At 58.2% G+C, this 25266-nt stretch carries 20 protein-coding genes; 4 read left to right on the top strand and 16 right to left on the bottom strand.

Annotated features, from left to right (window positions below):
- Nucleotides 1–5: 5 nt before the first annotated feature.
- From ACGHP1_RS12355 to ACGHP1_RS12370, 4 genes are read right to left on the bottom strand one after another with little or no spacing between them, the layout of a single operon-like run.
- A complete protein-coding gene (locus ACGHP1_RS12355) occupies nt 6–1094 on the bottom strand; it encodes a ribosomal-processing cysteine protease Prp (protein WP_390509522.1) in 1089 nt (362 codons plus the stop codon).
- 16 nt (nt 1095–1110) lie between these two features.
- Nucleotides 1111–2925 carry a hypothetical protein gene (locus ACGHP1_RS12360; protein WP_120020516.1) on the bottom strand — a complete coding sequence of 605 codons (1815 nt, stop codon included), beginning with the start codon at nt 2923–2925 and terminating at the stop codon, nt 1111–1113.
- Between the two features lie 12 nt (nt 2926–2937).
- On the bottom strand, nt 2938–4386 hold the full coding sequence (locus ACGHP1_RS12365; protein WP_097775082.1) for a phage terminase large subunit: 1449 nt from the start codon (nt 4384–4386) through the stop codon (nt 2938–2940).
- Complete coding sequence (locus ACGHP1_RS12370) at nt 4383–4664, bottom strand: chemotaxis protein (RefSeq protein ID WP_097775081.1); 282 nt, start codon at nt 4662–4664, stop codon at nt 4383–4385. The genes ACGHP1_RS12365 and ACGHP1_RS12370 overlap by 4 nt, the downstream gene beginning before the upstream one ends.
- Before the next feature lie 381 nt (nt 4665–5045).
- Between ACGHP1_RS12370 and ACGHP1_RS12375 the strand changes: the two genes are divergently transcribed.
- On the top strand, nt 5046–6416 hold the full coding sequence (locus ACGHP1_RS12375) for an NCS2 family permease (protein WP_223388913.1): 1371 nt from the start codon (nt 5046–5048) through the stop codon (nt 6414–6416).
- Between the two features lie 138 nt (nt 6417–6554).
- Here ACGHP1_RS12375 and ACGHP1_RS12380 read toward each other — a convergent pair whose 3' ends face one another.
- From ACGHP1_RS12380 to ACGHP1_RS12435, 12 genes are all read right to left on the bottom strand, one after another.
- Nucleotides 6555–6758, bottom strand: coding sequence for a hypothetical protein (locus ACGHP1_RS12380; protein ID WP_097776394.1), 204 nt, complete (start codon nt 6756–6758; stop codon nt 6555–6557).
- 52 nt (nt 6759–6810) lie between these two features.
- Nucleotides 6811–7998 carry a sodium/glutamate symporter gene (gene gltS, locus ACGHP1_RS12385; protein WP_097775078.1) on the bottom strand — a complete coding sequence of 396 codons (1188 nt, stop codon included), beginning with the start codon at nt 7996–7998 and terminating at the stop codon, nt 6811–6813.
- Between the two features lie 14 nt (nt 7999–8012).
- Nucleotides 8013–8999 carry a TAXI family TRAP transporter solute-binding subunit gene (locus tag ACGHP1_RS12390; protein ID WP_390509524.1) on the bottom strand — a complete coding sequence of 329 codons (987 nt, stop codon included), beginning with the start codon at nt 8997–8999 and terminating at the stop codon, nt 8013–8015.
- A 100-nt stretch (nt 9000–9099) separates the two neighbouring features.
- Complete coding sequence (locus tag ACGHP1_RS12395; RefSeq protein ID WP_120080910.1) at nt 9100–9420, bottom strand: hypothetical protein; 321 nt, start codon at nt 9418–9420, stop codon at nt 9100–9102.
- Between the two features lie 100 nt (nt 9421–9520).
- The gene (locus tag ACGHP1_RS12400) at nt 9521–10519 is read right to left on the bottom strand and encodes a beta-methylgalactoside transporter (protein ID WP_097775075.1); all 999 of its coding nucleotides are present in this window, start codon (nt 10517–10519) and stop codon (nt 9521–9523) included.
- Between the two features lie 18 nt (nt 10520–10537).
- A complete protein-coding gene (locus ACGHP1_RS12405; RefSeq protein ID WP_390509525.1) occupies nt 10538–12079 on the bottom strand; it encodes a sugar ABC transporter ATP-binding protein in 1542 nt (513 codons plus the stop codon).
- A 163-nt stretch (nt 12080–12242) separates the two neighbouring features.
- On the bottom strand, nt 12243–13292 hold the full coding sequence (locus tag ACGHP1_RS12410; protein ID WP_044954073.1) for a substrate-binding domain-containing protein: 1050 nt from the start codon (nt 13290–13292) through the stop codon (nt 12243–12245).
- A gap of 486 nt (nt 13293–13778) precedes the next feature.
- A complete protein-coding gene (gene mgtE / locus ACGHP1_RS12415) occupies nt 13779–15140 on the bottom strand; it encodes a magnesium transporter (RefSeq protein WP_390509526.1) in 1362 nt (453 codons plus the stop codon).
- Nucleotides 15141–15517: 377 nt separating this feature from the next.
- On the bottom strand, nt 15518–18268 hold the full coding sequence (locus ACGHP1_RS12420; protein ID WP_390509527.1) for an insulinase family protein: 2751 nt from the start codon (nt 18266–18268) through the stop codon (nt 15518–15520).
- Nucleotides 18269–18919: 651 nt separating this feature from the next.
- Complete coding sequence (locus ACGHP1_RS12425; protein ID WP_154256043.1) at nt 18920–20176, bottom strand: MFS transporter; 1257 nt, start codon at nt 20174–20176, stop codon at nt 18920–18922.
- Between the two features lie 53 nt (nt 20177–20229).
- Entirely contained in the window at nt 20230–21027 is a 798-nt protein-coding gene (locus ACGHP1_RS12430) for a zinc dependent phospholipase C family protein (RefSeq protein ID WP_390509529.1), read from the bottom strand.
- 215 nt (nt 21028–21242) lie between these two features.
- Complete coding sequence (locus tag ACGHP1_RS12435) at nt 21243–22418, bottom strand: NAD(P)H-dependent glycerol-3-phosphate dehydrogenase (protein ID WP_097775068.1); 1176 nt, start codon at nt 22416–22418, stop codon at nt 21243–21245.
- A 217-nt stretch (nt 22419–22635) separates the two neighbouring features.
- Between ACGHP1_RS12435 and ACGHP1_RS12440 the strand changes: the two genes are divergently transcribed.
- The 3 genes from ACGHP1_RS12440 to ACGHP1_RS12450 all read left to right on the top strand — a co-directional run bounded on the left by ACGHP1_RS12440 (nt 22636) and on the right by ACGHP1_RS12450 (nt 25136).
- On the top strand, nt 22636–23319 hold the full coding sequence (locus ACGHP1_RS12440) for an amino acid ABC transporter permease (RefSeq protein WP_097775067.1): 684 nt from the start codon (nt 22636–22638) through the stop codon (nt 23317–23319).
- A gap of 18 nt (nt 23320–23337) precedes the next feature.
- On the top strand, nt 23338–24150 hold the full coding sequence (locus ACGHP1_RS12445) for an amino acid ABC transporter ATP-binding protein (protein WP_223388895.1): 813 nt from the start codon (nt 23338–23340) through the stop codon (nt 24148–24150).
- A 137-nt stretch (nt 24151–24287) separates the two neighbouring features.
- Nucleotides 24288–25136 (top strand): transporter substrate-binding domain-containing protein, encoded by an 849-nt coding sequence (locus ACGHP1_RS12450; protein ID WP_390509530.1) that lies wholly within the window; start codon nt 24288–24290, stop codon nt 25134–25136.
- Nucleotides 25137–25266: the final 130 nt, after the last annotated feature.

Genomic DNA, 25266 nt, shown 5'->3' on the forward strand with positions numbered 1-25266 from the left:
AATAGTCACAATTCGATCTGTGCTCCGTGGAGCACACGGCGTTCCAGTGCTTCTCGCTGGGCGCGGGTCATGCTGGCTACATCCGGGCGGACGGTAGCCGCGCCGCCGGGCCGGATGCCGTTTTCGGTGGGCCGTGCGGCCCGCTGCTGAATGCGTTCCACCACGCCCTGCTCCACAGCCTGCGCTGCAGTGCGCAGGTTTTCGTCGTAGTGGGCCAGACGGTACGCATCCCGCACCCTCATGCCGGGCAGCTGCATCAGGCGGCGCATCTCCGGGCTGCGCAGCTCGTCCTGCAGGTCGAAGTCCGGCTGGCTGCGGCGCATGGCCGCTTCCTCTGCCGCCCAGCGGGCATGCAGGCTGTGCACAGCAGCCTGTGTGCTGCGGGCAAAGCTGGACAGCGGCGGCAGTTCCGGGCGCTGCACAGGCAGTTCCTGCCGAGGCTTTTCCGGCTGCAGCTCTACGGTTTTCTCTGCCGAAGCCTGCGGCACAGCGGGCGCTTTTGCCTCGTCCGGCTTCATGGTGCCGGAGGCCACCGCCTGCCGGGTCTGCGCTTCGCTCAGGGCAGGGGGAGCGGCTTCTCCCTCTGCAAAGAGCTGTAGCATAAAGGCTCCCCACGGGTTGCGGCTCCCAGCGTCCACTTCGTGCCTTGAGCGGCACTCGTGTTCTGCTGGCCGCTGCCCCAGCCTCGGCTCCCTGTTTCCGCCGCAGGCGGCGGTCGCCTCCGCTGCAAACAGCTGCAGATCCATCATGCTCTCCTTTCCTCTGCGGCTCACATCTGCAAAGCGGACATTCTCCGGGTAGCGTTCGGCCAGCAGCACAAAGCAGGCTTTGGCCAGCTCAAAGGCACCGCGCACCCATTCTTCGCAGGGCGCATCCACGCTCACTGCCAGACGCGGGCCATCCGGCTCATCAAAGGCTTCGCTGTGGGCGTTCTCTTCCCCGGCCAGCAGGTACACAAGGCCCTGCATCACGGTGCTGGCTCCTGCACAAACGATGTCCTGCCCGGCAGGCGCATAGCCTGCATGACCGGCAGCTTCCAGCCGACAGCTCAGCCCGGCGGGGGTATCCATCTCGCTGTAACAAACTTTCATCATAAAATTCACCTCCTTTTTAATGGATGTCCATGGCACGTGCAGCGGCGGCCACCGGCAGGGCATTGCCAAGGCCCGCCAGCTTTACCGCCTGCCCGTCCTTCTGCGCAGATGCACCGCCTGCACTGCGGGCCGGTTCGTCAGGCCCGGTGCCCTGCTGGGCGATCACCGCCGCCATCTGTGCCATCTGCTGCTGCATCCTAGCCAGCTGCTGGGCAAGGGTGCCGTTCTGCCGCACCCTCTGACGCACCTTCTCAATGCCTTCAAAGTCCATCATTTCCAGTGCCGCAAGGGCGGCATCGGCATTTTCCGGCTTGAAAAAGCCCAGCTGATAGCACTCCTTGGCCGTCTCGTTCTGGGAAAGGCGGCTGAAGGTGCTCTTCTTGGCGGCGCTCACCACGATGTCAAAGATCGGCTCCCGGCTGCCCAGTTCCACGCCGCCCACGCTGCCGCCGGGCACCGCCCGCAGCGCCTGCGCCGAGAAGGGCACGAACCGGCTCTCGCCGCTTTCGCCCACGATGCGGAATACCCGCTGCTCGTCGTAGAACTGGCGCATCAGCTCGATGATGAGATAGCACTGCTTTGCAAAAGCACGGTAGGCGCTCTTGAGCATATCGCGGCTGAGTTTGCTGCCTGCCTCCTGCAAGGCCGCAATGGCGCTGGCTGCGGTCACACCTCCGGCAGTGCCGCCCTGCGTCATGTCCCGGTTGCCGCTAATCTCCTTCAGCTCTTCAATGCGGCTCTGGCGGTAACTCAGGCTGTTGCCCTGCAGGCCCGCCGTCTGCAGCGGACGGAAACTGTCGTCATTGAGCCGTCCCACCACATGCACGATGTCCCGGCTGAAATCGGCCAGCTCTTCCTCGTTGACCCCTGCCGTATCGCTGAGCACATACCGCTGCTTTGCACTCAGCAGCACGTTCTCGTCCATGGCATGGTTCATCTTGTCAATGGCGGTCTGGCAGTCCTTCATCACATCGATGTAGCCAAAGCCCGCCGGGCTGTCCTCCTCCACGAACAGCGGGTCAAATACAAAGGGGTACTGCCCGTGGTCGTACAGGCCGCTTTCTGCCAGCGCCGGGTCGTTCTGGCTGGCGTACAGCACCACGCCGTTGCAGAACTTGCAGTAGTGCAGCACCATGCGCCCCGTTTCATCCGGGCGCTTGTAGTACCAGTCCACCACCACGCTCTTGGAGCTAGTGTCCTGCCCTTCATCGTGGATGTACCGGGGCACGTCCAGCACGCTAGCGGTGTGTCCTGCCAGCTGCGGGTACTGCGCGCACAGCCGGGCCGTGTCCTCAAGGCTCAGGCTGAAAAAGTCCGGCGATGCCTGAATATCCGCCACGCCCGGCTCCCAGTAGAGCATCAGCAGGTTCACGCTGCGCACCGCAATGTCGCCAATGCCGCCGCGCATTGCAGGGTCCCAGAAGATACCGGTCACGCCGGTGCCCTGTTTGAGCTTGCGCCACCAGCAGTCGCTGTACACCTGCTCGTAGTCAGCCTGTTCCAGCACCACCGGCAAAACGCTGGAAAGTGCCCGTGCGGTGTCCTCGTCATCTGCCTCTCGGGGCAGCACGTTCGGTTCCGGGTAGTTGTCCATGGCATCGGCGTGCTTGTTGGCAATGCTGTTGAACAGCCACCCGCTGGAAGGCTGAGCCTTGCCGGGCATCATGGGATTCTGGTAGTTCTTCCAGTGGCCCATGCGGAACCACAGCTCGTTATCCACAATACGCTTGTCCAGCGCAGCCTTGCCCGCCTTGTACCGCTGCAAGGTCTGCATGGCCTCGGCCACCTGTGCTTCACCCACGGGCAAAGCTTCGTTCTCGTAATCGTCCATTGCGTTTCTCCTTTAAATTCTGTAAAATCTTGCCCGCTTGTGCAGGTTCAGCGGGTCGTCGGGCATGGGCGGCGCAGCACAGCGCACCGGCGGGCTGATAGGGTTCTCCATCAGCACATAGCGGCACTCGTCGTAAATGTGATCCTCCTGCCGGGTGTCGATGTCCTCCACGTTGCTTTCGTCGTACACAAGGTTCGGGATCGTGCGGATAAAGTGCTTGCAGGTATTGAACACCTGAAACATCGGCCTGCCGTCCGCATCAAAATTCAGCCGGTAGTGGAACTGCATCTTGCCCGCAAGCCGGGTGTTGTCGCCGGGGGACCAGCGCAGGAAGTTCGGGCTGCGCTCCATCATAGCGGCAATGCTCTCGCCGCGGCTCTCATCAAAGATGGCCGGATCGGCAATGCCGTGGATCACCCTGCCGCGCAAAAGCGGGTCGTTCTGCTCTGCCTCACGGATGCGCCGGGCCTGTTCCACCGGGTCGATGCGCAGGCCCTCGTTCGGCCTGCCGGTGCAGCCGTACAGCTCCTTGATGCGGTACAGCCGCCCCTCCTCGTCCGCTGCGTACCACCCCACCGAGAACGGCTTGGAAAAGCCAAAGTCGAACCCGCGGTAGATCTGCCAGTGTTTCGGGATGGTGAACGGTGCGATCACATGGGTCCAGCGCTGGTCTTCGTAGCGGGCCGGGTCGTTGCGCCATTCGGTAAACACCTGCCCGGAAAAGCTGTCCCAGCTGCCGTAGAGCAGCGCCTGCTTTTCTGCTTCCGGCATACTGGCAAGGCTTGCAAGGTAGCCGGGGTCGTTTGCCAGCAGGGCGGGGTTATCAAAAATGCTGGAAGGGATGAACACCCGCGCCCGCTGCAGCTTCTGTTCGGTGCCGTCCGGCAGCTTTACCGTGTATTCTTCGGTGATAGGCGTACCGGGTGGTGCGGGCGTGATGAACCGTGCCTTCACCCACCCGTGGCCGATGCCGCCGGGATTGGTGGTGGCCCGCATGTACACCCGGGTGCCCGGGCCGGTGGGACGGTTGCGGCTCATCATGTAGCTGTACTCTTCCCATTCAAAGTGGGTCAGCTCGTCAAAGCCGATAAAATCGAAGGCCTTGCCCTGATAATTGGTACGGTCCTTGGTGTACTGCATGGAGCCAAAGTAAATTTTTGCCCCGCTGGGGAAGTTCCACACATGGGCCGTGGCGTTGTACTGTGCCTGCGGGAACGCCCTGTGGTAGTACACCTGGCTCTTGTCCACCAGATCGGAAAGCTGCGGGTAGGTCTTGCGCAGGATCAGCGCCCGGTAGTGCGGAATGTGCACCTGCCGCAGCGCTTCGATCACCAGCGCGTCGCTCTTGCCGCCGCCTGCTGCACCGCCGTACAGCGCTTCCGGTTCCGGGCGGCTCATAAATTCGGCCTGCCGCGGCTGGGGCCGCCAGACCACCGGCACTCTTGCTTGTACAATGCTCATGGTTCTTCCTCCACCGTCGGCAGCAGCACCACGCCGCACTCCGCTCCTTCTGCCTGTGCCCCCTGATCGTTCAGGGTCTTGGCTACACCGGCCAGATCCTTGAGCACCGCCGTGGCCTCCTTGAGGTCTTTCATGGTGCCTGCTCCCGATGCGCCTTCCTTTTTTGCCGCCTTCTGCCGGGCATTCAGTTCCCGCACCTGCTGTGCCAGCAGGGTGCTCAGGGTGTCCGTGGCTCGGCTCAGGCTGGCCAGCCCTCTGGCCTGTTTTGTCTGCCCCATGGTGTTGGGTATCAGCTCCTTTCCGCCCTGGTGTGCTGGGCTATGGCAAAAGGATACCACTGGTGCTGCTTTCCCGACAGTGTGCACTTTTACAGGGCCATAGCGTATATTTTGAATTTAAGAATCCGATTCGTATACTTTCATCCCTTATAATTCATCGCTGTTTCGTATCTTTTCAAAAGCAGTGTTTTTTCTCCATCAAAATTTGTGGCAGACCCGCAGAAAACCTTCAAAGTCATACTCATTTGCGATTTTTGGACAGAAAATGAAAAAAGTGTGTTTATTCTGTGGACAAATGCTTTTGTAAAATGTTACAATAGGTTCTGTTCTTTCCCGTCCCACGCACGGACGGGATGTTTTATCTGAATCAGGAGGTTCCTCATGTTAGAAAACATCTTTCATCTGAAGGAGAACCACACCGATGTCAAGACCGAGATCATGGCAGGTATCACCACCTTCATGACCATGGCTTACATCCTTGCGGTCAATCCCAACATCCTTTCTGCTTCCGGCATGGATTCGGAAGCCGTTCTGATCGCCACCGCGCTGGCATCCTTTGTTGGCACTGCGCTTATGGCTCTGCTTGCCAACTATCCGTTTGCACTGGCACCCGGCATGGGCCTGAACGCCTACTTCTCCTACACGGTCGTTCTCACCATGGGCTACAGCTGGCAGTTGGCCCTGATGGCCGTCTTTGTAGAGGGCATCATCTTCATCGTGCTGTCCCTCACCAATGTCCGTGAGGGCATCTTCAATGCCATCCCCATGACCCTGAAGAGCGCCGTCAGCGTGGGCATCGGCCTGTTCGTTGCTTTCGTTGGCCTGCAGAACGCAAAGCTGATCGTCAACAGCGATTCCACCCTCGTCACCTACCAGCACTTCAAGGGCGACACCTTCTCCAGCGTGGGCATGGGCGCGATCCTTGCCCTGTTGGGTATCGTGATCACCGCCATCCTGCTGGTAAAGAAGGTCAAGGGCGGCATCCTGTACGGCATTCTTATCACCTGGGTGCTGGGCATCCTCTGCGAGATCGCCGGCATCTATGTTCCCAACCCCGATGCAGGCATGTACTCCGTCATTCCCACCGCTTTTGTCAGCTTCGACTTCTCCGCGCTGGGCAAGACCTTTGGTCAGGTGTTCAAGACCGATTTCTCCGGCGTTGGCATCCTGAACTTCTTTGCCGTCATGTTCTCCTTCCTGTTCGTTGACCTGTTCGATACTCTGGGCACCCTGATCGGTGTTGCCTCCAAGGCCGACATGCTGGACGAGGACGGCAAGCTGCCCCACATCAAGGGCGCACTGATGGCCGACTCCATCGCCACCTGCGCAGGCGCTGTGCTGGGCACTTCCACCACCACCACCTTCGTCGAGAGTGCTTCCGGCGTTACCGAGGGCGGCCGCACCGGTCTGACCGCTATGACCACCGGCATCCTGTTCCTGCTGGCCACCATCTTCAGCCCGCTGTTCCTCACCATCCCGTCCTTTGCAACGGCTCCGGCCCTGATCATCGTGGGCTTCTACATGATGGGTTCCGCCGTCAAGATCGACTTCAATGACCCCAGCGAGGGCATCCCCGCCTTCCTGACCATTCTGGCCATGCCCACCGCTTACAGCATTTCCGAGGGCATCGCCATCGGCGTTATCTCCTGGACCCTGATTAACGTCGTCACCGGCAAGGCCAAGGAAAAGAAGATCAGCCCCCTGATGTATGTGCTGACCGTGCTGTTCATCCTCAAGTACGTGTTCCTCTAAGCCGCTGATCTTACCGCAAGCAAAAAAGCTCCCGTCCTGATGATGGACGGGAGCTTTTCTGCTTCCTGTGATCCGGAACAGCCTGCGCATTCGCTCCGGGCTGTCCGGCGTGGAACTATTCTTTTTTAGCAATCGGGGTTATTTGCGCCGCGGGTGGATATGCACTTCCGGGATAGCCACGTTATCATAGTGGATCGGCTTATCTGCCGCCGGAGTGCCGTCCGCATCCGTATGATGTGCCACCTTGCCGGTATGGATTTCCGGCACGGCCACGGTTTCTTCCTCATGGGGATGCTCCCGCTTTTTTCCGAGCCACGTTTTCAGATGGTGATAAAGCGACATTGCACGTCTCCTTTCCCGGTGCGGAAGCCCGCCCGAACTGTAAAGATCAGCTTCAGATAAAATTGATGAACACCGTAATGACCAGACTGTTCAGAAAGTCCGCAAACAGACTGCCCACCAGCGGGATCAGCAGATACGCCTTGACCGAGGGCGAATATTTATCGCAGATGGCCTGCATGTTGGCCATAGCGTTGGGCGTTGCGCCCATGCCAAAGCCGCAGGTGCCGGATACGATCACCGCCGCGTCGTAATCGCGGCCCATGATGTTGAACACCACCAGCACCACATACAGGATCATGAACAGGGTCTGCCCGGCCAGCAGCACGATCAGCGGCAGGGCCAGCTCTGCCAGCTGCCACAGCTTCAGGGTGATCATGGCCATGCCCAGGAACAACGAAAGGCAGATGCCGCCAATGTCATTGATCTCGCCCATATACACGGTGTAGCCGCCGCCATACTCACCCACATTGCGGATGATGGCCGCCGCGATCATGGCACCGATATAGATGGGGAAGGTCATGCCCGTCAGGCTCAGAAGTCTGGACAGCACCGTGCCGATGCCCATGGCGACGATCAGCTGGAAGCTTGCCGCCGGGTACATGGTGGTGTGGCGCTCGTGCTTCATTTCTTCTTCCACCAGCAGGCTGTCATCCTCCGGTACCACCGTGGCCAGCAGGTTGTGCCGCTCAATGAGCATCTTGCCGATGGGGCCGCCCATCATGCTGCCCGCGATCAGGCCATAGGTGGCCGCTGCCGTACACAGGGTGGTGGCCCCCTGAATGCCAAAGTCCTCCAGCACCGGGCCAAAGGCACCGGCGGTGCCGTGGCCGCCCACCATGGGGATGGAGCCGGTGCAAAGGCCCACCAGCGCATCCACGCCCAGCAGCTTTGCCAGCCCCACGGCTACAAAGTTCTGGCTGACGATCAGCACGATGACCACGCCCAGAAACACGATCATCGCTCTTCCACCGCTTTTCAGCACCTTGAGGTTTGCCTGGAAGCCCACCGAGGTGAAAAACATCACCATGCAGACTTCCTTTAGAATATCATCAAATGCAAACTCGGCAACGCCGGTCACATAGCACACACAGGTAAAAATGGCGAACAGCACGCCGCCAATGACCGGAGCCGGAATGCAGAAACGTTCCAGCACCTGCACCCTTGCCCGCAAAAATTTGCCCAGCATCAGCACCAGCACAGCAACGGCCAGTGTCTGATACATATCCAATTCGATCTTCATTGCTCTACTTTCCCTCAGTTCCCAGCCGCTTCATCGACCGTAATTCCTGCCGCCTTATAATATGCGGCCGCACCCGCATGAAACGGGATGCCAACGCCCTCTACTGCGTTTTCCTCCGGGTCCAGCGGGATGCCCAGCTGCTCTTCCAGCCCTTCCCGGCTGGAGAACAGAAGCTGTGTCAGCTGCTGCACCTGCTTTGCAGGCAGCGCGTTGCTGGCCAGCAGAACGGCTTTCACGCCCACCGTCTGCACCTTCTCCGTCTGTCCGGGATAGGTGCCTGCCGGCAGCGTAACGCTGCTGTAGGCGCTGTAAGCGCTCTGCAGGCGCTGTGCTGCCGCACCGTCCACGTTCAGCAGCCGGATGCCGCACTCGCCTGCCAGAGCGGTCAGCACCGGGCTGGGCGCGCCCACTGTCATAAAGATGGCATCCACCCTGCCCGCCTTCAGCTGGGCAGCGGCATCCTCATAGTTCAGGTTTACCATGCTCACCATCTTGTCGTTCAGACCATAGGCAGATAAGATCTGCCGCGCGTTCTGCTCCGAACCAGATTCCTCCGCGCCAATGCTCACCGTCCTGCCATGCAGGTCCTCAATGGACTGGATGTCGGAATCCGCCCGCACCACCACCTGACAGGTCTCGGTGTACAGCGCCGCCACGGCACCAAAGCCCCGGCTTTCCTCCTCGTCGGCAAAGATGCCGGTCTGATCATAGGCATCCTGCACAAGGTCTGCCTGTGCAATGGCCAGCTGCAGGTATTCGCCGGCCAGCAGACGCAGGTTCGCTGCGGAACCGGCGGTAGCCTTCAGCTCCACCTGCCCGTTGTCCGTCTCGTTTTCCAATGCTGCGAACCGCTCACCGAACTCCCGGTAGATGCCGCCCTCGCCAGCCACACCGAAGCGCAGCCGTTTAACGGTCTCCACCGACGAGCATCCGCTCAGCAGTGCTGCTGCCAGCAAAGCTCCGGCCAGCACCGCCGCGAGCCATTTCTTTTTCAAGATCACCACTCCTCTTCCTGCCGCCGCAGTGCGGCAGAGCTTTTACCCTAAATTATACGCATATTGCGGATGAAATGCAATCACCTGCTGCAGAAAAGGAATGCACTTACCCTCCGAACAGCCCGAAGAAACTGGTATGGGTCACCCCCAGCACAAGGAACAGTGCGATCAGTGCAAACAGCACTCCGATGATAATATCCATCTGGTGCACGGTCAGCGGAAAATGATCGTACATCTTTTCTTTCGCATTCACAAAGTTTTTGTCGCCGTTGTTGAGCAGGCTCTTTTTTCCTTCCTCAAAATCCACCTTCTGCGCGGCCAACTCTGCCTGCTCCTGTGCAAGCTGTGCTTCCCGGGCCGCAAGAGCAGCTTCCCGCCGGGCAAGCTCAGCCTCGCGCTCTTCGGGCGTCTGTTTTTCCTGTGCCATAACGTACCTCCTGATGGTGTTTTTCTTTATGATACCACACAAATGCAAATAAAAAAAGCGGGCCGCCTGCCCAAAAGCAGACGACCCACAGAAAAAGCTCTTACTTCTTTGCCAGATACTTGCGGATATCGATGGCCACAGCCACGATAATGACAAGGCCCTGAACGATGTAGGTGTAGGAGGAGTTCACGTTCATGAACTGCAGCGCCACCTTCATCAGCTCAAAGACCAGAACGCCGACCAGAACGCCGGGCACAGTGCCGACACCGCCGGTGGTGGAAACACCGCCGATGGTGCAGGCTGCGATGGCGTCCAGCTCATAGCCCTGTGCGGTGTTGACGGATGCGCCGCCGGACTTTGCAGCCAGCAGGCAGCCTGCCAGACCGAACATGCAGGAAGCCAGGATGTAGATGCGGATCTTGGTGGCGTTGACGTTGACACCGGCCACCTCAGCAGCAGCTTCGTTGCCGCCGATGGCGTACATGTACTTGCCGTGACGGGTCTTGTTGTACAGGAACCAGAAGCACCCGGCCACGATCAGAGCGATCCAGATCAGCACAGGCACACCGATGATGGTGTTGGAGGCCAGAGAGGTGAAGTTTTTGTTCAAAGAGCCGATGGGGGTACCGCCGGTGTACACCAGGCAGATACCGTAGACCACCTGCTGCATACCCAAGGTAGCAATGAAGGGCTGCACCTTCAGGTAGCTGACCACCAGACCGTTGCACAGACCCACGATGGCGCAGATGGCAATAACCAGAATGAACACCACGGGGGTGGACAGGGTGTGCATGTTGGGGTAGAACTTACCGGATGCGCCCTCGGTCTGCGCAAAAATGCAGGCAAGGCAGGCGGCAAAACCAGCCAGACGACCGGCCGACAGGTCGTTACCGGTGGTGATCAGGCAGCCGGAAATGCCCAGCGCGATGATGTAGCGGATGGACACGTTCTTGAACAGGTTGATCATGTTGGTGCCGGAGAAGAAGTTGGGGTGCATGATGCCAACGATCAGAGTGATGGCCAGCATCATCATAATAATGGCGTTGTTGCTGAGCCACTTGCCCACAGCCTTGCCATTCAATTTTTTGGTAGCTTCCACGATAGACAGCCTCCTTAATTACTGATTTGCCGCAGCTGCGTCAGGTGCGGTCTCGAACTGGGTAGCCAGCGCCATGATGTTCTCCTGCGTAGCGTCCTTGCCGTCGATAAAGCCGGTGATACGGCCATCGCACATGACCATGACACGGTTGGACATACCGATGATCTCGCTCATTTCAGAGGAAATCATGATAATGCTCTTGCCCTGCTTGGCCAGATCGGCGATGATGCAGTAGATCTCGTACTTTGCACCAACGTCGATGCCACGGGTAGGCTCGTCCAGAATGAGAACATCGGGGTTGTTGGCCAGCCAGCGGGCGATCAGCACCTTCTGCTGGTTGCCGCCGGAAAGACTCTTGATCTGGGTCTTGGGGCTGGGCACCTTGATGGCCATCTTTTCCTTGTTGGTAGCCACCAGATCCAGGATCTTCTTGTCGTCCAGCATGATGGGGCCCTTGCGCAGGGCATCCAGCGATGCAATGGAGATGTTATCCGCAACACTCAGCACACCCATGATGCCGGTGGCACGGCGGTCCTCGGTCAGCAGAGCCACGCTCTTCTGGATGGCGTCGCGGGGCTGCTTGATGTTCACCTCTTCGCCCTTGATCCACACCTTACCGGAGGTATGGGCACGCAGGCCGAAGATGCCTTCCATCAGCTCGGTGCGCTGTGCGCCCACCAGACCGGCCACGCCCAGGATCTCGCCTTTTTTGATCTCGAAGCTGCAGTGGCGGAAGGAGCGCGGATGAATGGATGTAAAGTCCTCCACCTTCATCATCACCTCGTCCGAGGGATGGTTCTCCAGCGGGGGATACAGGTTCGACAGCTCACGGCCGACCATCTTTGCAATGATCTCTTCCTTGGTCATGTTGGCAACGTCCCACTTACCGATGTACTGGCCATCGCGCATGATGGTGACTTCGTCCGCGATCACCTTGATCTCGTCCATCTTGTGGCTGATATAGACCAGTGCCACGCCCAGAGCCTTCAGCTCGCGCATGATGCGGAACAGCGACTCAACTTCGTTTGCGGTCAGTGAGGAAGTGGGCTCGTCCAGGATCAGCACCTTGCAGTTTGCGGAAACAGCCTTTGCAATTTCCACCATCTGCATCTGTGCGATGCTCAGAGAGCCAAGCTTTGCACGGGGATTGATCTCCAGCTTCAGCTTTTTCAGCAGCTCCTCCGTATCCTTGTACATTTTGGCGTGATCCACCACCGTAATAGGACCGTACTTTTTGGTGGGGTAGCGGCCCAGCCAGATGTTCTCGGCCACAGTACGTGCCGGAATCGGCTGCAGTTCCTGATGCACCATGGCAATGCCGCGGTTCAGTGCATCCAGAGGGGTGGTGATGGTAACTTTTTCGCCCTCGTATTCAATTTCGCCCTCGTCCATCTTGTAAATGCCGAACATGCATTTCATCAGGGTGGACTTACCGGCGCCGTTTTCACCCATCAGCGCCATGACCTTACCGGGGCGAAGCTCCAACTGGGCGTGATCCAGCGCTTTGACGCCGGGGAAGGTCTTGACCACGCCTTTCATTACCAGACGGTATTCTGACATTCCGCAGAGCCTCCTTGTCGTTTATCATCGGGCCGCAGAAAAACCTTTTTTCAAAACAAGGCGCGTGCGCGGAGAATATTTCTCGCACGCACGCGCTTTATAGCTTTGCTCAAGCCGTCAAGGTCCACTGCGCACCTTGCATTGTTTCAGGAAAACTTTGGTCTTACTTCGCGTACTCGGAAGCGTTGTCCTTGGTCACCTTCACATAGTCGACCCAGTAGTACTGCTCGACCTTGGAGCCTTCGACGTACAGCTTGGTAGCCTCAGCAGCTGCAGTAGCCTGACCCACGTCATCGTTCAGAACGGTACCGGTCATGTTGCCATCCAGAACGTCCTGAACAGCCTCAGCCAGTGCATCGACACCAACCAGATAGATGTCCTTGCCGACGGTGCGGTTAGCCTGCTGGATGGACTGCAGAGCGCCCAGTGCCATTGCGTCGTTGTTGCAGAAGACAACTTCGATCTTGTCGCCGTACTGAGACAGAGCGTTTGCAACGTCCTGCTGAGCGGTGGTCTGATCCCAGTTGTCCAGGTACTCGTACAGGCACTCAACTTCCTTGCCTGCATCGGTCAGGGCCTTGATGGAGTACTCGGTGCGGTACTGAGCATCGATGTTCTCGGGGTCGCCCTTGCACATAATGTAGGTGATCTTGCCGTCGCCGTTGATATCGCCCTGAGTCTCGGTCTCCAGGATCAGCTCGCCCTGATAAGTACCAGACTGACGTGCGTCAGCACCAACGTAGCAGCACTTGTCTGCGTAGGAGTCCAGAACGCTCTTGTCGGGCTCACGGTTGATGAAGACGATAGGAGTCTCAGAGGGCTTGACGGTATCAACGATGGTCTGTGCGGAAGTGGTCTGCACGGGGTTGATGACCAGCACGTCCACGCCCTGCTGCAGGAAGGTGTTGATCTGCTCGGTCTGGGTGTTCTGGTCGTTCTTGCCGTCCATGATGGTGACGGAGTAGCCCATGTCCTTCAGGTACTCTTCCAGATCGGAGCGGTACAGGGTCATGAAGTTATCAGCAAACTGATAGATGCACACGCCGATGTTTGCGGAACCGTTGGTTGCAGCAGCGCTGGAAGCAGCAGAAGATGCAGCAACAGAAGAAGCAGCAGTAGAAGTGCTGGAAGAGCCGCCGCAAGCGGTCATAGCAGCGGTAGCGCCCACAACAGCAGATGCCTTCAGGAAGTCACGACGCGAAATCATTTTCATAATAATGTTCTCCTTCAATTCGTATCTCAGCATTTTCACAGGAGCAATCTTGCATGCACCTGTAATTCCTGTTCGTATTATACCCTTGCAGCACCCCACTGTTCAAGAGAACAAGTTCACAAGATTGAAGGAGTTCTTTTGTGCTATTTCAACAAATGCTTTTTGGGCCCGCCAATTTCTTTTCTCGAAACATCACAATTTTTCATACATTTGCAACCTCCCTACAAAAGCAAAAAAATTATGTCATTTTTCTCTCAAAAAGATTACAAAATGTTGCATCGTCCGGTTTTTGCAGCTTTTTCATTTCTTGTATATCTTGAAAAATATTTTCAGGAATAGTTCATCCCTGTTCTTCCGCATTTTTTCGCTTCATTTCTGCAATTTTCTGAAAATCGCCTGTCATTCCCGGTTCCTGCCGCCCGCCTTTTGCAAAGAAAATGCCCGGAAGCTTTCCTGAGCCTCCGGGCATCCCGATCCGAGTATCTTTTACAGATGCAGCAGCATCTTTGCAATGTTGAAGTAGATCAGCAGCGTGGTGGTATCCACAATGGTGGTGATCAGGGGTGAAGCCATCACGGCCGGATCCACATGCAGCTTTTCTGCCGCCACCGGCAGAATGCCGCCGATCAGCTGCGAGAGCAGAACAGTGCAGATCAAAGTCAGGCACACCACCAGCGCCACCGGAGCCGCGATGCGGTCAAACACCAGCAGCTTTACAAAGTTGCATACGGCCAGCGTGCCGCCGCACATCAGGGCTACGCGGCTCTCGCGCCAGAGGATGCGGGGCAGATCGTGGGGCTGGATGTCGCCCACTGCCATGCCGCGGATGATGGTGGAGGTGCTCTGGCTGCCCGCGTTGCCGCCTGCATCGGTCAGCATGGGGATGTATGCAGTCAGCACGGTCACAGCGGCCAGTGCATCCTCGTATCCGCGAATGACCAGACTGGAGAAGGTGGCACTGATCATCAGGAACAGCAGCCACGGCGCACGGCTCTTATACAGATCCCACATGCTCTGCTTGAAGTAGGGCTTGTCGGAGGGGCCGATTGCGTTCATCTTTGCAATATCTTCGCTGGCCTCGTCCTGCAGGATGCTGATAGCATCGTCAATGGTCACGATGCCCACCAACCGGTTCTCGGCGTCCACCACCGGAATAGCCAGAAAGCCGTATTTCTCGAACAGGTTGGAAACATCCTCCTGATCGGTGGTGGTGCTCACGCTGACCACATTGGAATCCATCAGGTCCTTGATAGGCTCTTCTGTGTTCTTTGCCAGCACCAGCGCCCGCAGGGACACCACGCCGATCAGCCTGCGGCTGTCATCGGTCACATAGCAGTTGTTGATGGTCTCCTTGTCAAAGCCATTCCTGCGGATGGCCTCCATAGCCTGTGCCACGGTCATGTCCGGCCGCAGCTCCATCAGCTCGGTGGTCATCACGCCGCCGGCCGAGTCCTCCGGGTACTTGAGCAGCTCGTTGATCATGCGGCGGGTGGTGGGGTCGGCCTGACCCAGAATGCGCTTGACCACGTTGGCAGGCATTTCCTCCACAAGGTCGGTGGCATCGTCCACGAACAGTTCGTCCACAACAGCCTTCAGCTCGGTATCGGTCAGGCCGTCGATCAGCTTCTGCTGGGTCTCAGGGGTCAGTTCGGTGAACACATCTGCGGCCAGATCCTTCGGGCACAGACGGAACAGCACCGGGAGCTTTTCTGCAGGCAGATCCTCAAATACCGCCGCAAGGTCGGGCGCGGGCAGAGTTTCCATCACATCCCGCAGGCTCTGGTATTTCTTGGCATCGTCCAGATTTGCCAGCATGGTCTTGAGGGTATCGATCGAGATTTCAGACATAAAAAAGCTGCCTCCTTTTCAGTGGCAGCTCTCGTTTCTTCTTTTCAGGGAACGCAAACACGCACCGTGTGCATTCACACACAGCAGGGTCTGCGCAAAGCAGAAACGGCGGCTGCCATCATATAAAATAATCGGGGAGAAAGACTGCTGCTACTGCCAGCAGGTTCCATGACAACCACCTCGTTTTCCTGTTGTAAAAAGACACTTTTTGCCTTTTCCGCCCATTACTTTACCACTGCTTTTTTGCCGCGTCAACCCTGCTTTTTAAATTTTTCCGTTTCTTTACAAAAAGTAAAAGTGCCCGATGACATTTTTCGTATCATCAGGCACTTTTATCCTGTCAGAGCATGTCCCGGGCGGGATGGAAGGCTCTTTGCTTACAGGGTCTCTACCGTATCAAACAGGTCTTTTGCGGCTTCCACAGCATCCTTGCTGCCAAACACCACCCGCACGCCGTTTGCCATGGCGGCACCCAGCTCTGCGGCCTGCTCCTTCAGCAGTGCGGCATCCACCGCACACAGGGCCTTGCGGTCTGCCGCCATCATTTCATCAGTGATGCCGCAGAAATACCGGCGGTCCGTCTCGCGGGCCTCAGCACGCGGCTTGCGGGGGGTGTCCAGCTTGGCCACAGTACCCACAATAAAATCGTTCAGGTCTTTTTCGGTGTACTCCCGTGCTGCCAGTTCTGCCGGACCTTTTGCAAAGGTGTCGTAGCTTTCCTTTACATGGGGGTCGCGGTAGGTGTACAGGTATTCCACGCCGTCCGAGGAGAGCATTCCGGTGCCGTAAGCGCCGCCCACCTCACGGATGTTGTGCCACAGGTATTCGTAGCTCATCACGCGGGCCAGCGCCTTGCGGTCGCTGCGGCGCTCCATGGGCCATACCTGTACATCGTAGTTCACACCGCCGTCAATGATAAACGCTTCGTTCACCGGCGGTGTCAGCGGCTCCACATAGGGCTTTGCCGCAGCGCGGCCCTCGGCAGCAAAGCGGCTGTCCGGCAGCAGAGTGCGCAGCTTTGCAAGGGCATCCTCGCTGCCGTACAGGCTGACCGTCAGCTCCGCGTGCTGCAGCACCTCTGTGCGCAGGGCATCCAGCTTTTCACCCAGTGCTGCCCAATTGCCGCGCTCCTGCACGCCGCACAAGAACTTGTAATAGCTCACACCGCTGCAGCGTTCACTCACCGCACCGTCCACCGTGTAGTGGGCACTGGCGCGGGTGGCTGCGTATACATTGCCCTGCTGGATGAACTGCTGTTCCATGTTCAACTTCTGCTGGCTCAGCACCCGTGCAAAAGCAGCTTCTGCCGCCGGGCCGGTAAGGATGGTATCATACAGCCATTCGCCGCCCAGCTCCACAGCCTTTTCCAGACTGCGTTCCAGCAGGCTCAGGCACAGGCTCAGCTTGGCATGGCAGGGTGCACCCTCCTGCCGCCCAGTCCAGATGTCCAGCTGGGTGCGGCTGTCGCCCAGCCATGTGCTGCGCAGAGTGTTCAGTTGCTGAGCGGTGTGTTCGGTGCTGTCCAGCTCGTCCAGCACATCGGTCAGCAGGTCCAGATACGGCATGTCCTCAGGCTTCACATTACCGAGGTCATAGTAGAAGTTCAGGTACAGGCTGCCTGCCGAAGGGTGATGCACCAGCTGCGCACCGGCCAGAAGTTCCCGCTCGCCTGGGGCCGTCCTTGCTCCGTCGCCAAGGTCGGCAACGGTCAGCGGGTGCTCCAGCACAAGCTTGCCATCGGTGCGGATGGGTTCGCCCTCCTCTTTTTTAGGCAGGGTGGGCACCTGCACCACCTGCACCGGAGCCGGTGCAAACAGCTCACGCAGCAGCTCATCGAACCAGCCAGCGGCCATCTTTTCCCGCAGGGAAGCAAACAGCCTGTCCGTGTGCAGCAGCAGGGCGGGGTCGCCGGTGTGCAGCCAGCCGGTGGAAGCGTTGATGGCATCCAGCACGCCGTCTGGTAGGGTGCCCGGGCGCTCCAGCGATGCAAACTCTGCTGCGTTCAGCGAAGCCAACAGCAGTTCCTGCGGGACGCCCTCGGCCAGAATGCCGTCCACCGCCTTGCGCACAGCGGCAGCAAACTTGCGAGCGCTCTCCTCGGTGGCACCGCGCAGCACCAGTTCCAGCACCGGCTGCAGGGTGCTGTCGTCAAAGCCAATGTCAATATCTGCGCCCAGCTTTTCGGCCAGCAGTGCCGCCTTCAGCGGGGAGTTATTGGTGCCAAGCAGGGCATCCAGCAGGATCTCCACGCCCAGCTGCCGCTCCCGGTCTGCAAAGGCACCGGTGTACCATGCCAGAGCACACTGCACCTCGTCCGGCTCCGGGTTTTCGGTATAGTAGGGCAGTTCCACGCAGGCACCCGCCTGCTCGTGCTGCACGGTCAGCTGCGGACGGCTGGTGCCCTTGGGCATTTTGGAGAGATAATCCCTGTCCAGCAGTTCCAGCTTTTCAGCCATATCCATTTTGCCATAGAGGGTAATGCAGCAGTTGTCGGCGCTGTAGTGGCGGTGATATACCCGCTTATACTTTTCATAGGTCAACGCCGGGATGCTGGCCGGGTCGCCGCCGGAAACAAAGCCGTAGGCCGTATCCGGGAACATGGCCCGTTCCAGTGCATTTTCCAACTGAGCATCCGGTGCAGCCAGAGCGCCCTGCATCTCGTTGTACACCACTCCGCTCACGGTGCCGTCGGCACTGCGGTGCCAGCCCTCCTGTTCAAACACGCTCTTGTCCACCATGGCCAGCGGGCAGAACACCGCGTTCAGATAGACATCCATCAGGTTTTTGAAGTCGGTCTCATTGGGCGTAGCGAACGGGTAGACCGTCTTATCCGGGAAGGTCATCGCATTCAGGAAAGATGCCATGCTGCTTTTGAGCAGCTGCAAGAACGGCGAGGTCACCGGGTATTTTTCGCTGCCTGCCAGCACCGAGTGCTCCAGAATGTGGAACACGCCGGTGTCATCGGACGGGAAGGTGCCAAAGCCGATGCCAAACGCCTTGTTGGTATCCTCATTTTCCACCAGCAGCACCGTGGCACCGCTCACATCGTGGGTAAGCACGGTCAGGGTTCCGTGCTGTTCAGGGCAGTCCTCGGTACGCACGAGGGTATAACCGGGAAATCGTTCCATTTCGTTTTCTCCTTTGTGGTTTTGAAATCGTTTGACACTATTGTATCATTCGCCGCTCAAAAAGACAATTACCGGTTTGTTAATAATAACCAGAAGGACGATTTTCAACCATTTGCTTCCCGTACAGAGCGTTTTCGCGTAGATTGAGTTTAATGCCTTTTGTAAAAAGCATTACCGCCAGGTATGTTCTCTTTTGGTTGCAAAAGAGAACCAGAAAGGACGGCGGTGCCCGCAGGGCATGAAAGCCCCAGTGGGGCTTTTAAGCCGCAGACCGGTTTGCGCAGCAAATGCTGTGTGTTCAGCACAGCAAGGTCACAGCGATTTCAACGCGCTGGATCCATGAAAAAGGGGCTGCTCGCCCCTTTTAGACCCCAAAGCTGTTAGGCTCCATACAAAAAATCCAAATCGCTTCGCTAAAGGATTTTTTGTGTTCCGCCGATTTCGAGTCGCTTACGCGACGAGCTGTACGGGTAAGTTTGTACTTTATCTGCTGCGCAGCTGACAGCAGCAATATGCCGTTTGCCATTGCGCCCTTCCCGTGAAAAAGGAAACAAGCCGGCCCCGCAGGGCTGGCTTGTTTGCAAAATTATAAAATAATATTTCCTCTGATATTGCCAAAGCGAAAGCATCGGCAATTTTAAATCGTATTTTTTACACCTGTTTTGCACCCTCAGTCCGGCAGGACACCCGGAACAGCACAAAGCCCACTGCAAATAGCAGCGCCAGCATCCCAATGCCCACATTGGCGCTGCCGGTCAGCTGGCTGCCCACGCTCACGATCATGGTGCCAAGGAAGGACGCGCCCTTGCCGCAGATGTCGAACAGGCCAAAGTATTCGCCGGATTTTTCAGCCGGGATGATCTTGGCAAAGTGGCTGCGGCTCAGTGCCTGCACGCCGCCCTGGAACATGCCCACCAGCACGGCCAGTACCCAGAACTGCCACTGGCTGGTCAGGAAGAAGGCGAACACCGCAATGCCGGTGTAGGCCGCGATGCAGACCGGGATAAGCTGGCTGGACGGGTATTTTGCACTCAGCCGACCAAAGATCAGCGCCGAAGGGAAGGCTACGATCTGCGTTACCAGCAGGGCCAGCAAAAGGCCGGTGGTCTCCAGCCCCAGTGCCGTGCCGTAGGCGGTGGCCATATCGATGATGGTATACACGCCGTCGATGTAGCAGAAGAAGGCCAGCAGGAACCAGAACACCTGCTTATCCTCGCGCAGATGCTTGAGGGTGTGGCCGATGCGCACAAAGCTCTGCCGGATGGCGTGCTGCTCTACCTCCACATAGTTGATCTGCTTATAGCTCCGCAGCAGCGGCAGGGTGGTGCCCAGCCACCACACAGCGGTGATGAGCAGCGCCACGGAAAGGGCGGTCATCTGGCTCAGGCCGATGGCCCCGCTGCCCAGCACCAGCGCCAGACACACCACAAAGGGCACGCAGCTGCCAATGTAGCCCCATGCATAGCCCTGCGAAGACACAACATCCATGCGTTCCGGGGTGGTCACATCGCCCAGCATGGAATCGTAGAACACCAGACTGCCCGAAAAGCCGATCTTTGCAAGGATGAAGATGATCAGGAACGGCAGCCATGTAGTAGCAAGGCCCATGGCACAGCAGCCTGCCACGCCCACGAACAGGCAGAGCATGAAGATGGGCTTTTTAAAGCCTCTGGTATCGGCCAGCGTGCCCAAAATCGGCCCCAGCACTGCCGTGATCACCGTGACCACCGAGCTTGCATAGCCCCAGTAGGCCAGATAGTTCACCGGACTCAATCCCCCGGCCTCGGCCAGCGCATTAAAGAAAATGGGCACCAGTGTGGCGATCATCAGCACAAAGGCCGAGTTGCCCACATCGTACAGGATCCATGACCGCTCCAGCGGGGTCACCTTGAATTTTTCGCTTTGCATTTTTACTCTCTCCCTGCACCGCCGGGCGGTGCACCCTCATTTTTTGTGCCCGCTCAAAACTCCCCGAAGGTGTGGTCAAAGGCCTTGCTCAGGGGCTGGTCCGTGTCCAGCTTTGCCACAAATTCCAGGATCAGCGTTTCTGCCAGCGGAAGCGCCTGCGCATACAGTTCTTCCAGCCGCTTGCCGCTCTCCACGCACTTCGGGTTCGGCTGCGGATCTGCCACAAGGCCGTGCAGCATGTCGTATTTGCCCACCACCTTCATGCCGGTCAGCACCACCCAGCGCTTGACAGGATTGGATGCCTGCAGCAGCCTGTGCACTGAGATCATGCCCTTGAGCGAGTCCAGCGCCACCTGCTCCGAGATGCCCTCGTAAAAGGGCGCGATCGCCTTTGCATTCTGTTCCGACGGGTGGATATGGCTGGCTGTGAAAAACTTCAGCGGGTCGTATCCGTCCCGGCGCAGCAGCATGTTGTCAAACTCGGTCTCGATCTCGCAGTGGGTCACGCCGCTTTCCCGGGTGAACTGCTCCACATACGGGTGGCAGGTGCTGTCCAGCGCAAAGTGGCAGACAAAACCCAGTGCATAGGCCAGCGCAGCATCCAGATCCGTCTCGCAGTGCACCACCCTGCGCGCCCGGTCAAAAAAGACCCGCCCCGGCTCCTCGTGCATGGCATTGCCCAGCGCACCCACCGGGTTGGACTTGGCAGCATGGTAATAAAACAGAAGGTCCGGCCCGTGCAGGCCGATATCGTAAAGCTCACGGTTCTGTTCCAGCTGAGCACGCAGTTCATCCGGCAGATGTTCCAGCACATTGGTGCCAAAGCGGCGGTGCGCATAAGTTGACGGCATGGCAGATTCCTCTCTTTCTCTCCGACAGGGTGCACAAAACGTCCCCCGGTTTTTGCGTTCTGTTTCAGTATAGCAGAAAGTTTCCCGACCTTCTACCCTTTTACGTCTGATTTTGGTAAAAAATTTGAATTATTTTGTGTTTTCGGCCAGTGGGCAGGCCGCGCAGCAAAAAAGGCACAGCCATCTGCAGACAGCTGTGCCTTCTCCCTTAAAATTCAGACTTTTTCGTAGCCCTGCGGCATCTCGTTCTTCCGGTTGCGGTCCATCAGGGTGCGCAGCGCGTCGCTGGCACTCATGCCCTCCTTCACGATGGCGTTCACCGTCTGCACAATGGGCATTTCCACATTGTACTTTGCTGCCAGCTCCATAGCGGCAGGCAGTGCATTGATGCCCTCCACCACCATGCCGACCTCCTTCACGGCCTGCTCCGGGCTTTTGCCCTTGCCGATCAGAATGCCCGCACGATTGTTGCGGCTGTGCATACTGGTCGCCGTCACGATCAGGTCGCCGATACCGGCCAGACCCGCAAAGGTGTGGATGTTGCAGCCCATGGCCACGCCCAGCCGGGCGATCTCGGCAATGCCGCGGGTGATGAGGGCTGCGCGGGCGTTATCGCCGTAGCCAAGGCCGGTGGAGATGCCAACACCCAGCGCAATCACATTCTTCAGCGCGCCGCTCAGCTCCACGCCCTTGATGTCGGCGTTGGTGTACACACGCATACAGGTGTTGCTGAACACATCCTGCACATACTCGGCAGCGGCTTCATCCGGGCAGGCCGAAACGATGGTGGTGGGCAGATCCAGCGCCACCTCTTCGGCGTGGGTGGGACCGGAGAGCGCTACCAGCTTTACCCCTTTGGGGCCGCCCTCACGGTTCAGCTCGTCGGCGATGACCTCGGTCATGGTATATAAGGTGTCCGGCTCCATGCCCTTTGCAACGTCCACAAGGATCTGGCCGTCCGGGATGTAAGGCCGGGCCTTTGCCGTGGTGGAGCGCACAAATACCGACGGCACTGCAAACAGCAGCACATCCTTGCCGGTGCACACTTCCTCAATGCTCTTGGTAAACTGCAGCTCTTCCGGGATCTTCATGCCCGGCAGATTGGGGTGCACCCGCGTAGCGGAAAGGTTCTCCACCTCAGCCGGAAGCGCCGACCACACCTGCACATCATTGCCGCTGACACACAGCATCCGTGCCAGAGCCATGCCCCAGGTACCTGCACCCAGAACGCCAATTTTTTTCTTCGTCACGTTCGTGTCCTCCGTGTCTGCACCGCGCAAAGGGCACTGCACCCTCTGCGGTGAATTTGCGCCTGTGCCGGGCCAAGCCCGGTGCGCGTTGTTATGTTCATTGTACACGAAAGCCGGTGCGCCGTCAACCGCTTGCCGCATTGCACAAAGTTTTCCAGATGGGTCGTCCGTTTTTGTACACATCACGCGTTTTGAGCAAACCGTTTGCACTCCATCCGGATTCATGCTATAGTATTCTGGTAGGTTTTGTAGGAATTTTAGAAAAAGCCCTTGACTTCAAGCGCACTCCAAGCCTTATAATACCTTTGTTCTTACAATTTACAGAGTATTTGAATACCGTTCTGAGGGAACATTTTTCATGTTTGAAGCATTTCTTTCCAACCGTACGGTCAGCGTGCTGGCGGAGGCCCTGCCCCGTATCCTTACGGCAGGCCTTACCATGACCATCCCGCTCACGCTGGTCTCCTTCTTTTTTGCCATGATCATTGCCGTGGCCGTTGCGCTGGTGCAGTACGCCAATGTGCCGGTGCTGCGGCAGATCGCGCGGTTCTACATCTGGGTCATCCGCGGCACACCGCTGCTGGTGCAGCTGTTCATCATCTTTTATGGTCTGCCCAGCGTGGGCATCATGCTGGACGCTTTCCCTGCTGCGGTCATCGCCTTTGCCTTCAACGAGGGTGCCTACTGTGCCGAGACCATGCGCGGCGCACTGGAAAGCGTGCCGCAGGGCCAGCTGGAAGCCGGTTACTGCGTGGGCATGAGCTGGTGGCAGATCATGCGCCGCATCGTGCTGCCGCAGGCCCTGCGCACCGCAGTGCCCGCCCTCTCCAACTCGCTCATCGGCATGATCAAGGACACCTCGCTTGCGTCCAATATCACAGTAGCCGAGCTGTTCATGGCCGGTCAGCGCGTGGCCGCCCGCACCTACATCTTCCTGCCCATCTACTGTGAGGTGGCCGTGGTGTATCTGCTGTTCTGCACGGTCATCACCAAGCTGCAGGCACTGCTGGAGCGTCGGCTCAACGCCCACGGCTTCCAGTAAGAAAGGAGTGTGGCAACCATGTCCATGTTAGAGATCAAAAACGTCCACAAATCCTTTTTCACCTACACAAAGCCCCGCCTGCAGGCAAGCATCTTCCACCGGCCCGGTGCACGCAAAGTGACCAGCGAGCTGCAGGTGCTGCGCGGCGTGGACCTGACCGTGGAAAAGGGCGATGTGGTGGCCATCCTCGGCCCCTCCGGCTCCGGCAAGACCACCCTGCTGCGCTGTCTGAACTTTCTGGAGACTGCCGACGCAGGCCAGCTCACCTTTGACGGTGAGACGTTCGACCTTGCCCAGGCCAGCCGTGCCGACATTGCCCGGCTGCGCAAAAAGACGGCCTTTGTGTTCCAGAGCTACAATCTGTTCCGCAACAAGACTGCCCTGCAGAACGTGACCGAGGGCCTCATCATTGCCCGCAAAATGCCCAAAGAGCAGGCGGATACCGTTGGCATGAAGATGCTGGAAAAGGTGGGCCTTGCCGACCGAGCCGACTACTATCCGCGCCAGCTTTCCGGCGGCCAGCAGCAGCGCGTGGCCATTGCCCGGGCACTGGCCTCCGACCCGGAGATCATCTATTTTGACGAGCCGACTTCGGCCCTTGACCCGGAGCTGACTGGCGAAGTGCTGGCCGTGATGCGGCAGCTGGCCGAAGAGGGCATGACCATGCTGGTTGTCACCCACGAGATGGGCTTTGCCCGCAATGTTTCCTCCAAGACCGTTTTCATGGAGAACGGCGTGGTAGTGGAGCAGGCTCCCTCGCATGAGTTTTTCGCCAACCCCAAAGAGGAGCGTACCCGCGAATTTTTGCGGAAGATCGCTCACACCGAGTGAGGTTTAACCAACTCCCCCAGTCTGCTTCGCAGACAGCCCCCTCCGGGATGGGGCCTTTGGCAAAACCAGAAAGTCTCCCTCTTTGCCTGAAGGAGTTTATTTCACAAATATTTTTATAGAGAAAAGGGAATCCAACTATGAAACGCAGAACTTTTATTTCTCTTATGAGCGTCATGGCCGCTGCCGGCGTGCTGACTCTGTCCGGCTGCTCCAATTCTTCCGGCAGCACCGCTGCTTCCGGTACTGCTGCATCTGTGGCTCCCTCCGCTGGCGACCAGCTGTCCAACATCCAGTCCAGCGGCAAGCTGATCGTTGCACTGGAAGGCGCATGGCAGCCCTGGAGCTACCACGACGAATCCGATACTCTGGTGGGCTACGATGTGGAAGTCTCCCGCGCCATTGCCGAAAAGCTGGGCGTGGAGCCGGAGTACGTCGAAAGCGACTGGGACAGCCTGTTTGCCGGTCTGGACGCAGGCCGCTACGACATCGTGTGCAACGGCGTGGAAGTGACCGACGAGCGCGCCAAGACCTATGATTTCACCGAGCCCTACGGCTACATCCACACTGCCCTTGCCGTCCGCAAGGATAACGACGAGATCACCAGCTTTGAAGACCTGAAGGGCAAGACCACCGCCAACAGTCTGGCTTCCACCTACATGGAGCTGGCCGAGAGCTATGGCGCCACCGTGCAGGGCATCGACACGCTGGAGGAGACCATCCAGCTGCTCACCGCAGGCCGCATCGACGCCACCCTGAACGCTGATGTCTCCTTCTACGATTACCTGAACGTCCATCCGGATGCAGATTTCAAGCTGGTGGCCCAGACCGAGGATGCATCCCACGTTGCCATCCCCCTGCGCAAGGGCGATGCCAGCGCCACCCTGCTGGATGCCATCAACACCGCCATCGACGAGCTGCGTGCCGACGGCACCCTGAAAGAGCTGAGCGAGAAGTATTTCGGTCAGGATATTTCTGCGGAGAACTGAATCATTTGAATGCCCTCCGCTTTGCTCTGGGCATTTTCAGCGAAAAATTTATTTTAATATTGCAAACCCCGGCAGACTGCGGTCTGCCGGGGTTTGCCTTTTCACGGGAAGGGCCGTAACTGGCAAATGC

The organism is Faecalibacterium sp. i21-0019-B1 (assembly GCF_042852915.1).
Classification (GTDB): domain Bacteria; phylum Bacillota; class Clostridia; order Oscillospirales; family Ruminococcaceae; genus Faecalibacterium; species Faecalibacterium taiwanense.

What these genes read in the sequence shown, in the direction of transcription:
- ACGHP1_RS12370 (WP_097775081.1), bottom strand. Translation starts at nt 4,664, where the DNA reads ATGGGGCAGACAAAACAGGCCAGAGGGCTGGCCAGCCTGAGCCGAGCC.
- ACGHP1_RS12440 (WP_097775067.1), top strand. Translation starts at nt 22,636, where the DNA reads ATGTTTGAAGCATTTCTTTCCAACCGTACGGTCAGCGTGCTGGCGGAG.
- ACGHP1_RS12405 (WP_390509525.1), bottom strand. Translation starts at nt 12,079, where the DNA reads ATGTCAGAATACCGTCTGGTAATGAAAGGCGTGGTCAAGACCTTCCCC.
- ACGHP1_RS12410 (WP_044954073.1), bottom strand. Translation starts at nt 13,292, where the DNA reads ATGAAAATGATTTCGCGTCGTGACTTCCTGAAGGCATCTGCTGTTGTG.
- ACGHP1_RS12375 (WP_223388913.1), top strand. Translation starts at nt 5,046, where the DNA reads ATGTTAGAAAACATCTTTCATCTGAAGGAGAACCACACCGATGTCAAG.
- ACGHP1_RS12450 (WP_390509530.1), top strand. Translation starts at nt 24,288, where the DNA reads ATGAAACGCAGAACTTTTATTTCTCTTATGAGCGTCATGGCCGCTGCC.
- ACGHP1_RS12445 (WP_223388895.1), top strand. Translation starts at nt 23,338, where the DNA reads ATGTCCATGTTAGAGATCAAAAACGTCCACAAATCCTTTTTCACCTAC.
- ACGHP1_RS12435 (WP_097775068.1), bottom strand. Translation starts at nt 22,418, where the DNA reads ATGCGGCAAGCGGTTGACGGCGCACCGGCTTTCGTGTACAATGAACAT.
- ACGHP1_RS12360 (WP_120020516.1), bottom strand. Translation starts at nt 2,925, where the DNA reads ATGGACGATTACGAGAACGAAGCTTTGCCCGTGGGTGAAGCACAGGTG.
- ACGHP1_RS12355 (WP_390509522.1), bottom strand. Translation starts at nt 1,094, where the DNA reads ATGATGAAAGTTTGTTACAGCGAGATGGATACCCCCGCCGGGCTGAGC.
- ACGHP1_RS12420 (WP_390509527.1), bottom strand. Translation starts at nt 18,268, where the DNA reads ATGGAACGATTTCCCGGTTATACCCTCGTGCGTACCGAGGACTGCCCT.
- gltS (WP_097775078.1), bottom strand. Translation starts at nt 7,998, where the DNA reads ATGAAGATCGAATTGGATATGTATCAGACACTGGCCGTTGCTGTGCTG.
- ACGHP1_RS12430 (WP_390509529.1), bottom strand. Translation starts at nt 21,027, where the DNA reads ATGCCGTCAACTTATGCGCACCGCCGCTTTGGCACCAATGTGCTGGAA.
- mgtE (WP_390509526.1), bottom strand. Translation starts at nt 15,140, where the DNA reads ATGTCTGAAATCTCGATCGATACCCTCAAGACCATGCTGGCAAATCTG.
- ACGHP1_RS12365 (WP_097775082.1), bottom strand. Translation starts at nt 4,386, where the DNA reads ATGAGCATTGTACAAGCAAGAGTGCCGGTGGTCTGGCGGCCCCAGCCG.
- ACGHP1_RS12380 (WP_097776394.1), bottom strand. Translation starts at nt 6,758, where the DNA reads ATGTCGCTTTATCACCATCTGAAAACGTGGCTCGGAAAAAAGCGGGAG.
- ACGHP1_RS12395 (WP_120080910.1), bottom strand. Translation starts at nt 9,420, where the DNA reads ATGGCACAGGAAAAACAGACGCCCGAAGAGCGCGAGGCTGAGCTTGCC.
- ACGHP1_RS12425 (WP_154256043.1), bottom strand. Translation starts at nt 20,176, where the DNA reads ATGCAAAGCGAAAAATTCAAGGTGACCCCGCTGGAGCGGTCATGGATC.